Below are 15471 nucleotides of genomic sequence, written 5' to 3' on the forward strand. Positions count from 1 at the left end.
GCCGCCTTTCGGCAGCCCTTGATGCTTGTAGCGAAGTGGCGTCCCCACGGGGATTCGAACCCCGGTCGCAACCGTGAAAGGGTTGTGTCCTAGGCCTCTAGACGATGGGGACGCAGTGGTTTTCCGCACCTTGGTCGGCTGCTTTCACTCAGCCGGGTAACGAAGAACCTTTGAAGTGGTGGAGCCAGGCGGGATCGAACCGCCGACCTCTACAATGCCATTGTAGCGCTCTCCCAGCTGAGCTATGGCCCCACGTGCTGGAAAGTCGACAAGCTTAAGGACGGTTCCCGAAGTCGTCAAGCAATCTTTTGCATTCCGGTGAAACTTTTTTCGGCCGGCCTCAACGTGGCCACACCGTGTCCCTGTTCGGACAGGTACTGCAGCCATTTTCCCAGAAAGGTGTTCATCCGCAAGCGGTGTCCGATGAGCTCCGCCGGCGGTGGATACATGCCGATGACGTCCTGCCAGCGGCGGCCGACGTAGCAGTGCGTCGCCTCCACCTGGCGGGCGTCGTGGTACTGCCGCAGGTACGCCGACGGGTCCGGCTCGCCGGTCACCGGGTCGGGCATGGCGTAGGTGAGGCGCAGCTCGGTGGTGTAGCGGTGCTGCTCCAGCACCTCGATACGCAGGTCGAGCCCGTCACCGACGCTGGAGACGAAGCAGCCCGGCTCCAGCCCCGCCGGCGCGAACATCGCGGCCAGCCGGCCGTGGTTCTCCGAATAGAGCGCCATCAGCCAGCCGAGCCGGCTCAGGGTGGGTATCCGCGCGTGGCGGCGGGCCAACGGGTTCATGGCTCGATGCTACACGCGGCCCGTCCTGCGCGGCAGCGTTGACGGCCTATCCGGCCGGACGTAGGTTCAGGGTTTGCCCGCCCGCCCGCGCGCCGGGCTGCGGCTCAGAACATCTCGCGCCGGATGCCCAGCGTCGACAGCACCTTGCTGGAGATCTCCTCGATCGAGGTGTGGGTGGTGCTGAGGGTCGGGATGCGCTCTGCGCGGAACAGCGCCTCGGCCTGGGCGACCTCGCGGCGGCAGGTCTCGAGCTTCGCGTAGCGCGAGTTCGGCCGGCGTTCCTGGCGGATCTGCTGGAGCCGCACCGGGTCGATGGTCAGGCCGAACAGTTTCTGCCGGTAGGGTCGCAGGCGCGGCGGCAGGCGGTCGTGCTCGAGGTCTTCCTCGGTCAGCGGGTAGTTGGCCGCGCGGATGCCGTAATGCAACGCCAGGTACACGCAGGTCGGCGTCTTGCCGGCCCGCGACACCGCCACCAGGATCACGTCGGCATCCTCGTAGTCCACCGCCTGGCCGTCGTCGTGGGTCAGCGCGTAGTTCATCGCGTTGATGCGGTGGTGGTAGGACTCGAAGTCGACGATCGCATGGGCCCGCCCGACGTGGCGCTGGCGTCCCTCCTGCAGCTCCCGCTCCAGCGGCTCGATGAATGGCGCGAACACGTCCAGGATCAGCGCGCCGCTCTCGGAGATGGCCTCGCTGACCTCGCTGTCCATGCAGGAGTTGATGACGATCGGGCGGATCCCGTGCACCTCGGCGGCGGCTTTGATCCGTTCGGCCGCCTCACGCGCCCGCTCGACGCTGTCGACGAAGGAAATGCGCTCGCTGACGAACTGGGTGTCGGTGAACTGCGTCAGCAGGCTGTGGCCGATGGTTTCGGCGGTGATGCCGGTGCCGTCGGAAACATAGAAAACCGGCCTGACGTTCGCCATCGAAACCCTCGCCATCATCGTCGATCAACAAGAAAACCCCGCCGGATCAACCTTGTATGGCCCCGGCGCAGGAGCGATCATATCCGCTTGGCCGCGCCGGTCGGCGTGTCGGACCCTTCGGAGACCCCGCTTGAACGAGAACATCCTCTGGCTGCACGCGCTGCGCCTCAACGACCTGGCCCGCGTCGGCGGCAAGAATTCCTCGCTCGGCGAGATGATCGGCAACCTTGCCAACCTCGGTGTCTCGGTGCCCGGCGGCTTCGCCACCACGGCCGAGGCGTTCAAGGACTTCATCGCCCACAACGACCTGCACCAGCGCATCTTCGACCGCCTCGCCTCGCTCGATGTCGAGGACGTTGGCGCGCTGACGAAGGCCGGCGGCGAGATCCGCGGCTGGGTGATCGACGCCCCCCTGCAGCCGGCGCTCGACAAGGACATCCGGGAGGCCTACCGCACGCTGTGCGCGGAGAACGGCGGCGGTGACGTCGCGGTTGCGGTGCGCTCCTCCGCCACCGCCGAGGACCTGCCCGACGCCAGCTTCGCCGGCCAGCAGGAAACCTTCCTCAACGTCACCGGCGAGGACGACGTCGTCCACAAGGTCAAGGAAGTCTTCGCCAGCCTCTACAACGACCGCGCGATCGCCTACCGCGTGCACCACGGCTTCAAGCACGAGGACGTGTTCCTCTCCGCCGGCGTGCAGCTGATGGTGCGTTCGGACGTCGGCGCCTCGGGCGTGCTGTTCACGCTCGATACCGAGTCGGGCTTCCGCGACGTGGTGTTCATCACCTCGAGCTACGGCCTGGGCGAGATGGTCGTGCAGGGCGCGGTCAACCCTGACGAGTTCTACGTCTACAAGCCCACGCTGGCGCAGGGCAAGCAGGCGATCCTGCGTCGCTCGATCGGCGCCAAGCAGCTGCGCATGGTCTACTCCGACCAGCCGGGCGAGCGCGTGCGCACCGAGGACACCCCGGCCGAGCTGCGCAACGCGTTCTCGATCTCCGACGAGGACGTGCACGAGCTGGCCCGCCAGGCGCTGACCATCGAGAAGCATTACGGCCGCCCGATGGACATCGAGTGGGCGAAGGACGGCGTCTCCGGCAAGCTGTTCATCGTGCAGGCGCGTCCGGAGACGGTGAAGTCGCGCGCCAAGGCGACCCAGATCGAGCGCTACCAGCTCGGCGAGCGCGGCCCGGTGATCTGCGAAGGCCGCGCGATCGGCCAGAAGATCGGCAGCGGTGTCGCGCGGGTGGTGCGTTCACTCGACGACATGGCCCGCGTACAGCCCGGCGACGTGCTGGTCGCCGACATGACCGACCCCGACTGGGAGCCGGTGATGAAGCGCTCGGCCGCCATCGTCACCAACCGCGGCGGCCGCACTTGCCACGCCGCGATCATCGCGCGCGAGTTGGGCGTGCCGGCGGTGGTCGGCACCGGCAACGCGCTGGATACGATCCAGGACGGCCAGACCGTCACGATCAGCTGCGCCGAGGGCGACACCGGCTTCATCTACGAGGGCGCCCTGCCCTTCGAGCGCCACACCGCCGACCTGGACGACATGCCGCCGGCGCCGCTCAAGGTGATGATGAACGTCGCAAATCCCGAGCGCGCGTTCGATTTCGCCATGCTGCCGAATGCCGGCGTCGGCCTGGCGCGGCTGGAGATGATCATCGCCAGCCACATCGGCGTGCACCCCAAGGCGCTGCTGGAGTACGACCAGCAGGACGCGGCGACGAAGAAGAAGATCGACGAGCGCATCGCCGGCTACGGCGACCCGGTCGATTTCTACGTTGATCGCCTGGCCGAGGGCATTGCCACGATCACCGCGTCGGTCGCGCCGAACCCGGTGATCGTGCGCCTGAGCGACTTCAAGTCCAACGAGTACGCCAACCTCATCGGCGGCAGCCGCTACGAGCCGCACGAGGAGAACCCGATGATCGGCTTCCGCGGCGCCAGCCGCTACGTCGATCCGAGCTTCACCGAGGCGTTCGCGCTGGAGTGCCGCGCGGTGCTGAAGGTGCGCGAGCAGATGGGCCTGACCAACTGCTGGGTGATGATCCCGTTCGTGCGCACGCTCGACGAGGGCCGCAAGGTGGTCGAAGTGCTGCGCGCCAACGGCCTCGAACAGGGCAAGGACGGCCTGAAGATCATCATGATGTGCGAGGTGCCGTCCAACGCGCTGCTGGCCGACGAGTTCCTCGAGATCTTCGACGGCTTCTCGATCGGTTCCAACGACCTGACCCAGCTCAGCCTCGGCCTGGACCGCGACTCGAGCATCGTCGCCCACCTGTTCGACGAGCGCGACCCGGCGGTCAAGAAGCTGCTGTCGATGGCGATCCAGACCGCTCGCGCCAAGGGCAAGTACGTCGGCATCTGCGGCCAGGGGCCGAGCGACCACCCGGACCTGGCCGAGTGGCTGATGGAGCAAGGCATCGAGTCGGTGTCGCTCAACCCCGACACCGTGGTCGACACCTGGCTGCGGCTGGCGAAGGCGAAGGCCGGCGCGGCATGACGGGCCGATAACGCCCGCGGCGTCACCATCACCGCAACAAAGCGAAGCCCCGCCCACGCGGGGCTTCGTACTTCCGGAGACCGCTCCCATTGGAGGCCCCATGCCCGACCGCAGCCTGAGCTGGATCGACTACGCCCGTGCCGGCGAATGGACCGAGGCCCTGGTCGGCCTGGGCATCCGGGTGGCGCTGGCGCTGCTGCTGTTCCTGGTCGGCCGCTACATCGTCGCGTGGCTGGTCAAGGTGATCGACCGCGCCCTCGCCCGCACCGATCTGGATGCGACCGCGCTGCAGTTCCTGTGCAAGGTCTCGACGGTCGTGCTGACCATCGTGCTGGTGCTGGCGTCGCTGCAGGTTGTCGGCGTGCCGATGACCTCGATGATCGCCGTGCTTGGTGCGGCGGGCCTGGCGATCGGCCTGGCGCTCAAGGACTCACTGTCGAACATCGCGTCGGGCGTGATGCTGGTGGCGCTCAAGCCGTTCCGCGTCGGCGACGTGGTGAACATCAACGGCGAAGGCGGCACCGTCGAGGCGATCAGCATCTTCCAGACCCGCCTGCGCGGCGCCGACAACCAGACCATCGTGCTGCCCAACAGCCTGGTGACGTCGGACTCGATCATCAACTCCACCCCCGATGTGCACCGCCGGGTCGAGCTGGTGATCGGCATCGGCTACGACGACGACATCGACCGCGCGCGCGCGATCGTCATGGACATCATGAACGCCGACAACCGCGTGCTGGCCGAGCCCGAGGCCGACGTGGTGGTGTACGAACTGGCCGAGAACAGCGTCAACCTCGGTGTGCGCTGCCACACCGCCAACGGCGACTGGTTCGCGGTGAAGGTGCACCTCAACGAGAGCATCAAGAAGGCGTTCGACGCCGCCGGCATCAGCTTCCCGTATCCGCAGCGCGACGTGCACGTGTACCGCCATGCCGCCGGGGCGGCGACGGCGCGCAAAGGCGCCGGCGAAAACCCGGCTCCCGAACCACGCTGAAAAGAGCGCGGCCCGGCGCGGTCAGAGCTCGGCCGGCTCCATCCCGCCCAGCCGGCCCATGAAGAAGCGGTAGTGCTTCAGTTCGGCGATCGAGTCGTGCACGTCGCTGAGCGCGGTGTGACGCGCCTCCTTGCCGACCCCGGCCAGAACCTCCGGCGCCCAGCGGCGTGCCAGCTCCTTCAGCGTGCTGACGTCGAGGTTGCGGTAGTGGAAGTACTGCTCCAGCCGCGGCATCTCCCGGTGCAGGAACCGGCGGTCCTGGCAGATCGAGTTGCCGCAGATCGGCGACGCCTTCGCCGGCACCCATTCGGCCAGGAAGGCCAGCGTGCGCTCCTCGGCCTCGGCCATCGGCACGCCCTGCTCCAGCACCCTCGCCCACAGGCCGGACTTGCGGTGCTGGTTGCGGTTCCAGTCGTCCATCGCCTCCAGCCGCTGCAGCGAGTGGCGGATCGCCAGCTCGGGGCCCTCGGCGAGGATTTCGAGGTTGGCGTCGGTCACGACGGTGGCGATCTCCAGGATCGAATCGTTGGCGGTGTCGAGGCCGGTCATTTCCAGATCGATCCAGATCAGCCGTTGCTCGTTGCCTGTCCGTGTGCCCATCGCTCGCCGTCTCCCACGTGAAGCGGCATGATATCCCACGCCCTCCCGCCACCGCCGCGCCGCGGCCGGAACCGTGATCCCGACCGATTCCCAGTACGCCGTCCTGACCGCGATGCTCGCCCCGGCCTTCTTCCTGACGGCCACCGGGTCGCTGCTGATCTCCGCGAGCAACCGCCTTGCACGGGTGGTCGACCGCCTGCGTCAGCTGATGAAGGAAATGGAGCAGACCACCGACCCCGACGAGCTGCAGTGGCTGGACCACCGGGTGACGCGCCAGCGACGCCGCAGCGGGCTGATCCTGCGTGCCAACCAGATGCTCTACCTGTCGCTGAGCTTCTTCGTCGCCACCAGCCTGATGGTGGTGCTGGAGGCCTTCGTCCCGTCGCCGGCCGGCCTGCTGCCGACCACCTTCGCGATACTCGGCGTGCTCGGGCTGTTCGCATCCAGCCTGTTGCTCTCGCGCGAGTCGACCATTGCGCTGGCCATCCTCAACGAGGAGATGGACCGCTCGCATACCCGCGCGCGGGCCGGCGGCGCCCTCTAGAGCGGCGGCTTGCCGCGCTTGCGTCGGAAGTAGTTGCCGAGCATCCGCCCGGCCTCCTCGCCGAGCACGCCGCCGCGGACCTCGACCCGGTGGTTGTGGCGTGGGTCTGCCAGCAGGTCGAACACGCTGCCGGCAGCGCCGGTCTTGGGGTCGAACGCGCCGAACACCACCCGCGCGACGCGGGCGTGGACCATCGCCATCGCGCACATCGCGCACGGCTCCAGGGTGATGTACAGCGTGCTGCCGAGCAGCCGGTGATTGCCGATGCGCCGGCCGGCCTGCCGCATCGCGACGACCTCGGCATGCGCGGTCGGGTCGTGCTCGGTGATGTTGCGGTTCCAGCCCTCGCCCAGCACCTCGCCATCGGCCGAGACCAGCACCGCGCCAACCGGGATCTCGTCGTCCTCGTGCTCGGCCCGGCGCGCCAGGTCCAGCGCATGGCGCATCCAGCGTTCGTCAGCGGTGGTCGATGGGTCTGGCGGGTTGTCCACGGTCGGCACTGTGGCGGCGGGCCGGCAGGATACCGCGCGGCTTACAATCCCCGCATGTCCGACCAGCCCGCCCCCGCCCCCGCCGCCGCGCGCCACGCGTCCACCGTGGACGACTTCCGCGCCAACCTCGCCGCGGTGCGCGCCCGCATCGAGGCGACCTGCCAGCGTGCCGGCCGCGACCCCGCCACGGTGCGCCTGTTGCCGGTCAGCAAGACCGTCGACGAGGCCCGCATGCGCCTCGCGTGGGAGGCCGGCTGCCGCGAGTTCGGCGAGAACAAGGTGCAGGAGGCCGCGCACAAGGCCGAGGTCATGGCGGATCTACCGGGCGTGCGCTGGTCGGTGATCGGCCACCTGCAAACCAACAAGGCGAAGCTGGTGGCGCGGTTCGCCGACGAGTTCCAGGCGCTCGACAGCCTGCGCGTGGCCGAGGCGCTGGACCGCCGGCTGCAGATCGAGGGGCGCTCGCTGGACGTGCTGGTTCAGGTCAACAGCTCGGGCGAGGAAAGCAAGTTCGGGCTGGCGCCGGAGGAGGTGCCGGCGTTCGTGCGCGGGCTGCCGGCGTTCCAGTCGTTACGGGTGCGCGGACTGATGACGCTGGCGTTGTTCTCGGCCGACGCCGACCGGGTGCGTCCGTGCTTCGTCCGCATGCGCGACCTGCAAGAGCGCCTGCGCCAGGAGGCCCCGGCCGGTTTGTCGTTCGACGACCTGTCGATGGGGATGTCGGGCGATTTCGAGCTGGCCATCGAGGAAGGCGCGACCGTGGTACGGGTCGGCCAGGCGATCTTCGGTGCCCGCGCCCTGCCCGACAGCCACTACTGGCCCAGCACCGGATAAGACGAGGGCCACGTTTCCGTGGCCCTGCGTGGTGTCCGCTTGGCGCCTGCCGGCGCTCTCACTCCCACTCGATCGTCGCGGGCGGCTTTCCGCTGATGTCATAAACGACGCGAGAAACGCCTCGCAACTCATTGATAATTCGATTGGAAACCTTGCCGAGGAACTCGTACGGCAGGTGCGCCCAGTGCGCTGTCATGAAGTCGATCGTCTCGACCGCCCGCAGCGCGATCACCCATTCATAGGCACGCGCGTCGCCGACCACGCCGACCGACTTGACCGGCAGGAACACCGCGAACGCCTGGCTGGTCCTGTCGTAAAGATCGGCCTTGCGCAGCTCGTCGATGAAGATGTGGTCGGCTTTGGCCAGCAGCTCGGCGTACTCGCGCCTGACCTCGCCGAGGATACGCACGCCCAGGCCCGGGCCCGGGAACGGGTGCCGGTAGACCATCGGTGCCGGCAGGCCGAGCTCGACGCCCAGGCGCCGCACCTCGTCCTTGAACAGCTCGCGCAGCGGCTCGACCAGGCCGAGCTTCATGTGCTCGGGCAGGCCGCCGACGTTGTGGTGGCTCTTGATGACGTGCGCCTTGCCGGTCTTGCTGCCGGCCGACTCGATCACGTCCGGGTAGATCGTGCCCTGCGCGAGCCACCGGGCGTTCTTCAGCTTGCCCGACTCTTCCTCGAAGATCTCGACGAACAGGTTGCCGATGATCTTGCGCTTGGCCTCCGGGTCGCTGACGCCTTCCAGCGCCTTGAAGTAGCGGTCGGCGGCGTCGACGCGGATGACCTTGACGCCCATGTGCTCGGCGAACATCGCCATCACCTGGTCGCCTTCCTGCCAGCGCAGCAGGCCGGTGTCGACGAACACGCAGGTCAGCTGCTCGCCGATCGCCTTGTGCAGCAGTGCGGCGACCACGGACGAATCGACGCCGCCGGACAGGCCGAGGATCACCTCGTCGCTGCCAACCTGCGCGCGCACCCGGGCGATCTGGTCATCGATGATGTGGGCGGCGGTCCACAGCGTCTGACAGCCACAGATCTCGGTGACGAAGCGGCGCAGCAGGGTCTGACCCTGCAGGGTGTGGGTGACTTCCGGGTGGAACTGCACGCCGTACCAGCGCTTGTCCTCGTGCGCCATCGCCGCGACCGGGATGCGGTCGGTCCTGGCGGTGACGGTGAAGCCCGGCGGCGCGGTGGCGACGTGGTCGCCGTGGCTCATCCAGACGTTCAGGCGCGGCGCGCCGCCGTGGTCGGACAGGCCGCCCAGCAACGCGTCATGGGCCACCAGTTCGACTTCGGCGTGGCCGAACTCACGCGCATCGGCCGCTTCGGTCGAACCGCCCAGCTGCGCGGCAAGGGTCTGCATGCCGTAGCAGATGCCAAGGATCGGCAGGCCGCTGTCGAACACCTCCTGCGGTGCGCGCGGGGCGCCCGGCAGCGTGGTCGACTCCGGGCCGCCCGACAGGATGATGCCCTTCGCGCCGTACGCGGCGATCTCGGCCGGGTCGTGGTCCCAGGCCCAGATCTCGCAGTAGACGCCGATCTCGCGGATGCGGCGGGCGATCAGCTGCGTGTACTGCGCGCCGAAATCGAGGATGAGGATCTTGTCGCTGTGGATGTCGGTCATGGGTCAGCCGGCGCGGTAGTTCGGCGGTTCCTTGGTGATCTGCACGTCGTGGACGTGGCTCTCGCGCGAGCCGGCGCTGGTCACCCGGACGAACTGGGGCTTCTTGCGCATCTCGTCGACGGTGGCGCAGCCCACGTAGCCCATGGTCGCGCGCAGTCCGCCCATCAGCTGGTGGACCACGCCCCGCAGCGGGCCCCGGTACGGCACCCGGCCCTCGATGCCTTCCGGAACGAGCTTGTCGGCGTCGGAAGAGTCCTGGAAATAGCGGTCCTTGGAGCCCTGCTCCATCGCACCGATGCTGCCCATGCCGCGATAGCTCTTGTAGCTTCGGCCCTGGAACAGCTCGACCTCGCCCGGGCCTTCCTCGGTACCCGCGAACAGGCCGCCGACCATCACCGTCGAGGCGCCGGCGACCAGCGCCTTGCCGATGTCGCCGGAGTAGCGGATGCCGCCGTCGGCGATCAGCGGGATGCGGTCCTGCAAGGCCTCGGCGACCATGTCGATCGCGGTGATCTGCGGCACGCCGACGCCGGCGACGATGCGCGTGGTGCAGATCGAGCCCGGGCCGACGCCGACCTTGACCGCGTCCGCGCCATGGTCCATCAGCGCCAGCGCGGCATCGCCGGTGACGATGTTGCCTCCGATGACCTGCAGTTGCGGGAAGTTCTTCTTGACCCACTTGACGCGCTCGAGCACGCCCTGCGAGTGGCCGTGCGCGGTGTCGACCACCACCACGTCGACCCCGGCAGCGGCCAGCGCCTCGATGCGCGACTCGGTGTCGCCACCGACCCCGACCGCGGCGCCGACCAGCAACCGCTCGCTGGTGTCGTAGGCGGCGTTGGGGTTGTCGGACTTCTTCTGGATGTCCTTGACGGTGATGAGGCCGCGCAGTTCGAACTCGTCGTTGACCACCAGCACCTTCTCGATGCGGTGGCGGTGCAGCAGGCCGAGCACTTCGTCGTCGGGCGCGCCTTCCTTCACCGTGACCAGCCGGTCTTTCTTGGTCATGATGTGGCGGACCGGGTCGTCGTGCTTGGTCTCGAAGCGCATGTCGCGGCTGGTGACGATGCCGACCAGCTTGCCGGCGTCGACCACCGGCACGCCGGAGATGTTGCGCTCGCGGGTGAGCTTGAGCACGTCGCCGATGCTGGTCTCGGGGCCGACGGTGAAAGGCGACTTGATCACGCCGGCCTCGAAGGTCTTGACCTGCGCGACCTGCGCGGCCTGCGCGGCCTGCGTCATGTTCTTGTGGATGATGCTGAGCCCGCCCAGCTGCGCCATCGCGATGGCAAGCCGTGCCTCGCTGACCGTGTCCATCGCCGCCGACAGCAGCGGCAGGCGGATGCGGAGGTCGCGGGTGACGCGGGTTTCGAGGGAGACGTCCTTGGGAAGGACGCTGGAATGCGCGGGGACGAGGGATACGTCGTCGTAGGTCAGCGCTTCAGCCTGGATGCGCAACATGGGGCGGCCCGGGGAGGATGAAGCGCGTCATTGTACCGCGTTCGCGGGCCGCGCATACGCGGGCCGGGCCGTGGGACGCTCCGTTCCGGGGGCGGGTTCAGGCCCGCCGGTCGCCGTCGGCGGCCTCGGCCGCCTCCAGGGTGTTCTGCATCAGGGTGGCAACCGTCATCGGCCCCACTCCGCCCGGGACCGGGGTGATCCAGCTGGCGCGCCGTGACGCGGCCTCGAACCCCACATCGCCGCACAGCCGGCCGTCGTCCAGCCGGTTGATGCCGACGTCGATCACCACCGCACCCGGCTTGACCCACTCGCCCGGGATCAGCTGCGGGCGGCCGACCGCCACCACCAGGATGTCGGCGCCGCGCACCGCGGCCTCCAGCACGTCCGGCGGGGTGAATTTGTGGCAGGACGTGGTGGTGCAGCCGGCGATCAGCAGCTCCAGCGCCATCGGCCGGCCAACGTGGTTGGAGACGCCGACGATGGTCGCGCTGGCGCCGCGCACCGGGCGGTCGGTATAGGCCAGCAGGGTCGTGATGCCGCGCGGGGTGCAGGGCCGCAGGCCGAACTGGCGCAGCGCCAGGTGGCCGACGTTCTCCGGGTGGAAGCCGTCGACGTCCTTGGCCGGGGAAATGCGGTGGATCAGCGCGGTGGCGTCGCGGCGGTCCGGCAGCGGCAACTGGACCAGGATGCCGTGGACGTCGGGGTCGGCGTTGAGCCGGTCGATCAGCGCCAGCAGTTCCTCGTCGCTGGTGTCGGCGGGCATGTCGAAGTCGATCGCGCGGATGCCGACCTTCTGCGCCGCACGCCGCTTGTTGCGCACGTAGACCGCCGACGCCGGGTCGTTGCCGACCAGCACCACGGCCAGCCCCGGGGCCTTGCGTCCGCTGGCGACGCGGGCATCGACACGCGCCTTGAGGTTATCGAGCAGGTCCTCGGCGATGCCCTTGCCATCCAGGATGCGGGCGGTAGCGGCGGGCGTGTCGGTCATCGGGTGGCGGTCCTGCTTCGGCGGCCGGCCATTATCCCCCATCCGTGGGTGGAGTCGCCCCGACCGGGCAGCGCGGCACGCCCGAGCCGACCACGCACTGCACGCAACACCGGGTAGGCGTGCCCTGCTCCACCGGGGTCGCCGGGGGCATCCGCGGTGGCGGCGCGGCACGCAGCGAGGGATCCAGTTTCAGCAGCGCCGCCCAGTCCTGCCGGTTGAAGCTGCAGCCCGCCTCGTTGGCCGGCGAGCAGAACGGCGCCCCGCGTGGAAGCCCCCAGAGCCGGCCGTCGCGGTTGAGCGGCAGCAGGCGCTGGGTGACGCTCTGCAGGACGTTGCCCCCGACCAGTTGCAGGCGCCCACCGCCGGCGCCGACGACGATCTCGCAGTGCATCGGGAGCGATCCGTCGGCGTTCGTCGCCAGCCATGCGCGCAGCCCTGCAGGGCCCATCGGCGTGCTGCCCCGGACGTAGCACAGCATGTCGCCGATGGCCGGTCGCGAGGCATCCGGGTCGACCAGTTGATAGGGGCTGCCGGCACCCGCGAGGTAGGCATCCCGCACGTAGTCGACATGGCGCGGTGACGGCCGGAAACCCGGGACCCCGGCACGGACCAGTACGAACGAGGTGAACGCGGCCGACCATGGCCGGTCGATGATGAAAGCCCGGCAGTCCGGCGCGGGGTACGCGAGTCCTGCGGCGCGCGCGCAGGTGCCCGCACCGGGGAAGGCGCTCATCTGCCACATAAGACCACTGCCGCGCCAGTACTCGGCCACCCGTTTCCAGGCGGGGGTGGTGCCGTCAGCCAACTCCCCGGCCTCGGCCTCGGTCGCGCTCATGCTGGCCAGGTGGCCGTCGGTGTTGATGAAGGGCTGGTACCAGAGCCAGTTCTCGCGGCATGCAATGGCCGCGATCCGCCCGCCCAGACTGGTCGCAGCGGCCGGGTCGTCCTTGCCGCAGGCCCATGCACGCCCCATCGGCCAAAGCGCGAGCACCAGCAGCACGCATGCCAGCCCGCTCCACCGCCACCCAGTCGCCATCGTCCGCCTCCTCCCGTGTGCCGCCCATGGTCCGGAGGCGGCGTGAGTGCGAGGTACAGGCGGGGTGCAGGCCGGCTCAGCCGGCGCAGAACTGCTGGTAGTCGATGTAGCCCGGGAACGGCGTGCCCGGCGCGCAGACGGGGCAGCCGGGGTCGGCCCGCAGGCCGGTTTCGTGGAAGCGCATCGACAGCGCGTCGAATTGCAGCAGTCGCCCGGCCAGCGGTTCGCCGATGCCGAGGATCAGCTTGACCACCTCGGTTGCCTGGAGCATGCCGACCACGCCGGGCAGGACACCGAGCACGCCGGCCTCGCTGCAGTTGGGCGCCATCTCCGGCGGTGGCGGCTCGGGGAACAGGCAGCGGTAGCACGGCGCCTCGCCACGCCGGCGCCCGGCATCGAACACGCTCACCTGTCCGTGGAAGCGGTGCACGGCGCCGTACACCAGCGGCTTGCCGAGCTTCACGCAGGCGTCGTTGAGCAGGTAGCGGACCGGGAAATTGTCGGCGCCGTCGAGGACTACGTCGGCATCGGCGATCAGCCGTTCGACGTTCCCGGCGGTGATGCGCTCGCGCATGCCGATGACCCGGATGGTCGGGTTGAGCGCTTCCAGCGCGACCCGGGCCGACTCGACCTTGGCGGTACCGATGCGCGCGTCGGTGTGCAGGATCTGCCGCTGCAGGTTGCTGCGGTCGACCACGTCGTCGTCTGCCAGACGCAGCGTCCCCACGCCGGCCGCGGCGAGGTAGTACGCCGCCGGCGAGCCCAGCCCGCCCGCCCCGACCACCGCCACCGTGGCCTGCTGCAGCCTGCGCTGGCCGGCCTCGCCGACCTCGGGCAGGCGCAGGTGGCGCGAGTAGCGGTCATTGAAATCGAGGTCGCCGTGGGCGGCGACCAGCGGCAGGTTTTCCAGCCGCCATTGCCGGGTCCCACCCTCGATCGAGGCCACCCGCTCGAAACCCGCGTCGACCAGCGCCTCGGCCGCCTGCCGCGAGCGACCGCCGACCTCGCAGATCAGCAGCACCTCGACATCGCGACGCGCCAGCACCGCGCCGGGCGCCGCTTCCAGCTCCGACCGCGACACCCCGAGCGCTCCCTCGGCCATGCCGAGCGCCCGCTCGTGCGCCTCGCGGACATCGATCAGCACCGCGCCGCCGAGCTGGCGCCGGCGTGCCTCCGCCGGGGTGATCGTCTCGACGGCCATGCGCGCCGCCTAGCGGCCCTTCTTGACGTGCCGCAGCAGCCGGCGCTTCTTCGCCACCTGCTTGTCGGTCAGCACGTTCTTCTTGCCTTCGTAGGGGTTGCTGCCCTCCTTGAAGACGAAGCGCACCGGCGTGCCGACCAGCTTGAAGCGCTTGCGGAAGAAGTTCTCGAGGTAGCGCTTGTAGGTGTCGCTCAGCGTGCGCAGGCGGTTGCCGTGGATCGCGAACGTCGGCGGATTGCTCGCCACCGGGTGGGCGAACCGCAGCTTGGCGATATGGCCGCGCACGACCGGCGGCGGGTTGCTCTCGTAGGCGATCTCGACGGCGCGGGTGATCTCGCTGGTGCTGAACTCGCGGGTGGCCGACGCATGCGCGCGGTGGATCGCGCCGAACAGTTCGCGCAGGCCGGAACCGTGCTTGGCGCTGATGCGCACCGCCTCGGCCCAGTCGACGAAACCGAGCTTGCGCGCCAGCAGCGCCTCGGCCTGCTGGCGCTGGTATTCGGTCAGGCCGTCCCACTTGTTGACCGCGACCACCAGCGCCCGGCCGGCGTCGAGCGCATAGCCGAGCACGCTGGCGTCCTGGTCGGTGACGCCCTCGCTGGCATCCAGCATCACCACCGCGACCTGGCACTGCTCGATCGCCTGCAGGGTCTTGATGATCGAGAACTTTTCGACCGCCTCGTCCACGCGCGACTTGCGGCGCAGGCCGGCAGTGTCGATCAGGCGGTACAGGCGACCGTCGCGCTCCATGTCGATCGCGACCGAATCGCGGGTGGTGCCGGGCACGTCGGAGGCGATCATCCGCTCCTCGCCGAGCAGCCGGTTGACCAGTGTCGACTTGCCGACGTTGGGCCGGCCGATGAAGGCGACGCGGATGCGCGACGGGTCGGTGTCGAGCTCGGGCGCGACGCCCTCTTCCGGCAGCCGCGCGACCACTTCGTCGATCAGGTCGTCGATGCCCTGCCGGTGTGCGGACGAGGTCGCCACCACGTCGCGGAAACCGTAGCGGGCAAACTCGTTGAGCGCGGCGCCGGTGTCGATGCCGTCGGTCTTGTTGACCACCAGCACTGTCGGGCGGGCGCTCTTTCGCAACCACGCGAGGATCTCGTCATCCATTGCCGAGGCGCCCTCTCGGCCGTCGACGATGAACAGCACCAGATCGGCCTCGGTCGCCGCAGCGCGCGCCTGGCGGGTGGTTGCGCCGACCAGTCCCTCGTCCTCGCCGGCGATGCCGCCGGTGTCCACCACGGCGAAGTGGCGCTGGCCTTCCGGCCGGCAGACACCATAGTGGCGGTCGCGGGTCACGCCCGGCTGGTCGTGGACCAGCGCGTCGCGGGTACGCGTGAGCGCGTTGAACAGGGTGGATTTGCCGACGTTGGGTCGACCAACGAGCGCGACGAGGGGAAGCATGGATTCAGCCGTTTGGGGGCGTGGAACGGGAGCCGACGGGCAGACTTTGCCACGGCGGCGCG

At 69.2% G+C, this 15471-nt stretch carries 14 protein-coding genes and 2 tRNA genes; 4 read left to right on the plus strand and 12 right to left on the minus strand.

What is annotated here, in order from left to right; genetic code table 11:
- Positions 1-36: 36 nt before the first annotated feature.
- The 4 genes from N799_RS00055 to ppsR form a co-directional block, all read right to left on the minus strand.
- Positions 37-112: transfer RNA gene (locus N799_RS00055), tRNA-Glu, on the minus strand.
- Between the two features lie 64 nt (positions 113-176).
- Positions 177-252 (minus strand) — tRNA-Ala (locus tag N799_RS00060).
- 44 nt (positions 253-296) lie between these two features.
- On the minus strand, positions 297-791 hold the full coding sequence (locus N799_RS00065) for a DUF1249 domain-containing protein (RefSeq protein WP_052100805.1): 495 nt from the start codon (positions 789-791) through the stop codon (positions 297-299).
- A 104-nt stretch (positions 792-895) separates the two neighbouring features.
- Complete coding sequence (gene ppsR / locus N799_RS00070; RefSeq protein WP_036206098.1) at positions 896-1717, minus strand: posphoenolpyruvate synthetase regulatory kinase/phosphorylase PpsR; 822 nt, start codon at positions 1715-1717, stop codon at positions 896-898.
- Positions 1718-1847: 130 nt separating this feature from the next.
- Here ppsR and ppsA point away from each other — a divergent pair, with 130 nt between their 5' ends.
- Both ppsA and N799_RS00080 read left to right on the plus strand, forming a co-directional pair.
- A complete protein-coding gene (gene ppsA / locus N799_RS00075; RefSeq protein ID WP_036206101.1) occupies positions 1848-4226 on the plus strand; it encodes a phosphoenolpyruvate synthase in 2379 nt (792 codons plus the stop codon).
- Between the two features lie 100 nt (positions 4227-4326).
- Positions 4327-5220: a mechanosensitive ion channel family protein gene (locus tag N799_RS00080; RefSeq protein ID WP_052100807.1), complete on the plus strand. Its 894-nt coding sequence runs from the start codon at positions 4327-4329 to the stop codon at positions 5218-5220.
- Positions 5221-5241: 21 nt separating this feature from the next.
- On the opposite strand, the gene orn is transcribed toward N799_RS00080, so the two are convergent.
- Entirely contained in the window at positions 5242-5820 is a 579-nt protein-coding gene (gene orn / locus N799_RS00085; protein ID WP_036206103.1) for an oligoribonuclease, read from the minus strand.
- Positions 5821-5893: 73 nt separating this feature from the next.
- Between orn and N799_RS00090 the strand changes: the two genes are divergently transcribed.
- Positions 5894-6364, plus strand: coding sequence for a DUF2721 domain-containing protein (locus N799_RS00090; RefSeq protein ID WP_238978666.1), 471 nt, complete (start codon positions 5894-5896; stop codon positions 6362-6364).
- On the opposite strand, the gene tadA is transcribed toward N799_RS00090, so the two are convergent.
- Positions 6361-6855, minus strand: coding sequence for a tRNA adenosine(34) deaminase TadA (gene tadA / locus N799_RS00095; protein ID WP_036206638.1), 495 nt, complete (start codon positions 6853-6855; stop codon positions 6361-6363). The genes N799_RS00090 and tadA overlap by 4 nt on opposite strands.
- 54 nt (positions 6856-6909) lie before the next feature.
- On the opposite strand from tadA, the gene N799_RS00100 reads away from it, so the two are divergent.
- Complete coding sequence (locus tag N799_RS00100) at positions 6910-7689, plus strand: YggS family pyridoxal phosphate-dependent enzyme (RefSeq protein WP_036206106.1); 780 nt, start codon at positions 6910-6912, stop codon at positions 7687-7689.
- 58 nt (positions 7690-7747) lie between these two features.
- On the opposite strand, the gene guaA is transcribed toward N799_RS00100, so the two are convergent.
- From guaA to der, 6 genes are all read right to left on the minus strand, one after another.
- Positions 7748-9313, minus strand: a complete 1566-nt coding sequence (gene guaA / locus N799_RS14995) for a glutamine-hydrolyzing GMP synthase (protein ID WP_036206109.1) — start codon at positions 9311-9313, stop codon at positions 7748-7750.
- A 3-nt stretch (positions 9314-9316) separates the two neighbouring features.
- Positions 9317-10774, minus strand: coding sequence for an IMP dehydrogenase (gene guaB, locus N799_RS15000; RefSeq protein WP_036206112.1), 1458 nt, complete (start codon positions 10772-10774; stop codon positions 9317-9319).
- A 97-nt stretch (positions 10775-10871) separates the two neighbouring features.
- A complete protein-coding gene (gene folD / locus N799_RS00115) occupies positions 10872-11762 on the minus strand; it encodes a bifunctional methylenetetrahydrofolate dehydrogenase/methenyltetrahydrofolate cyclohydrolase FolD (protein ID WP_036206115.1) in 891 nt (296 codons plus the stop codon).
- Between the two features lie 31 nt (positions 11763-11793).
- A complete protein-coding gene (locus N799_RS00120) occupies positions 11794-12798 on the minus strand; it encodes a DUF2272 domain-containing protein (RefSeq protein WP_081974601.1) in 1005 nt (334 codons plus the stop codon).
- Between the two features lie 76 nt (positions 12799-12874).
- The gene (gene moeB / locus N799_RS00125; protein ID WP_036206118.1) at positions 12875-13999 is read right to left on the minus strand and encodes a molybdopterin-synthase adenylyltransferase MoeB; all 1125 of its coding nucleotides are present in this window, start codon (positions 13997-13999) and stop codon (positions 12875-12877) included.
- Between the two features lie 9 nt (positions 14000-14008).
- Positions 14009-15409, minus strand: a complete 1401-nt coding sequence (der, locus tag N799_RS00130; RefSeq protein ID WP_036206121.1) for a ribosome biogenesis GTPase Der — start codon at positions 15407-15409, stop codon at positions 14009-14011.
- Positions 15410-15471 lie beyond the last annotated feature (62 nt).

The organism is Lysobacter arseniciresistens ZS79 (assembly GCF_000768335.1).
Taxonomy (GTDB): Bacteria; Pseudomonadota; Gammaproteobacteria; order Xanthomonadales; family Xanthomonadaceae; genus Novilysobacter; species Novilysobacter arseniciresistens.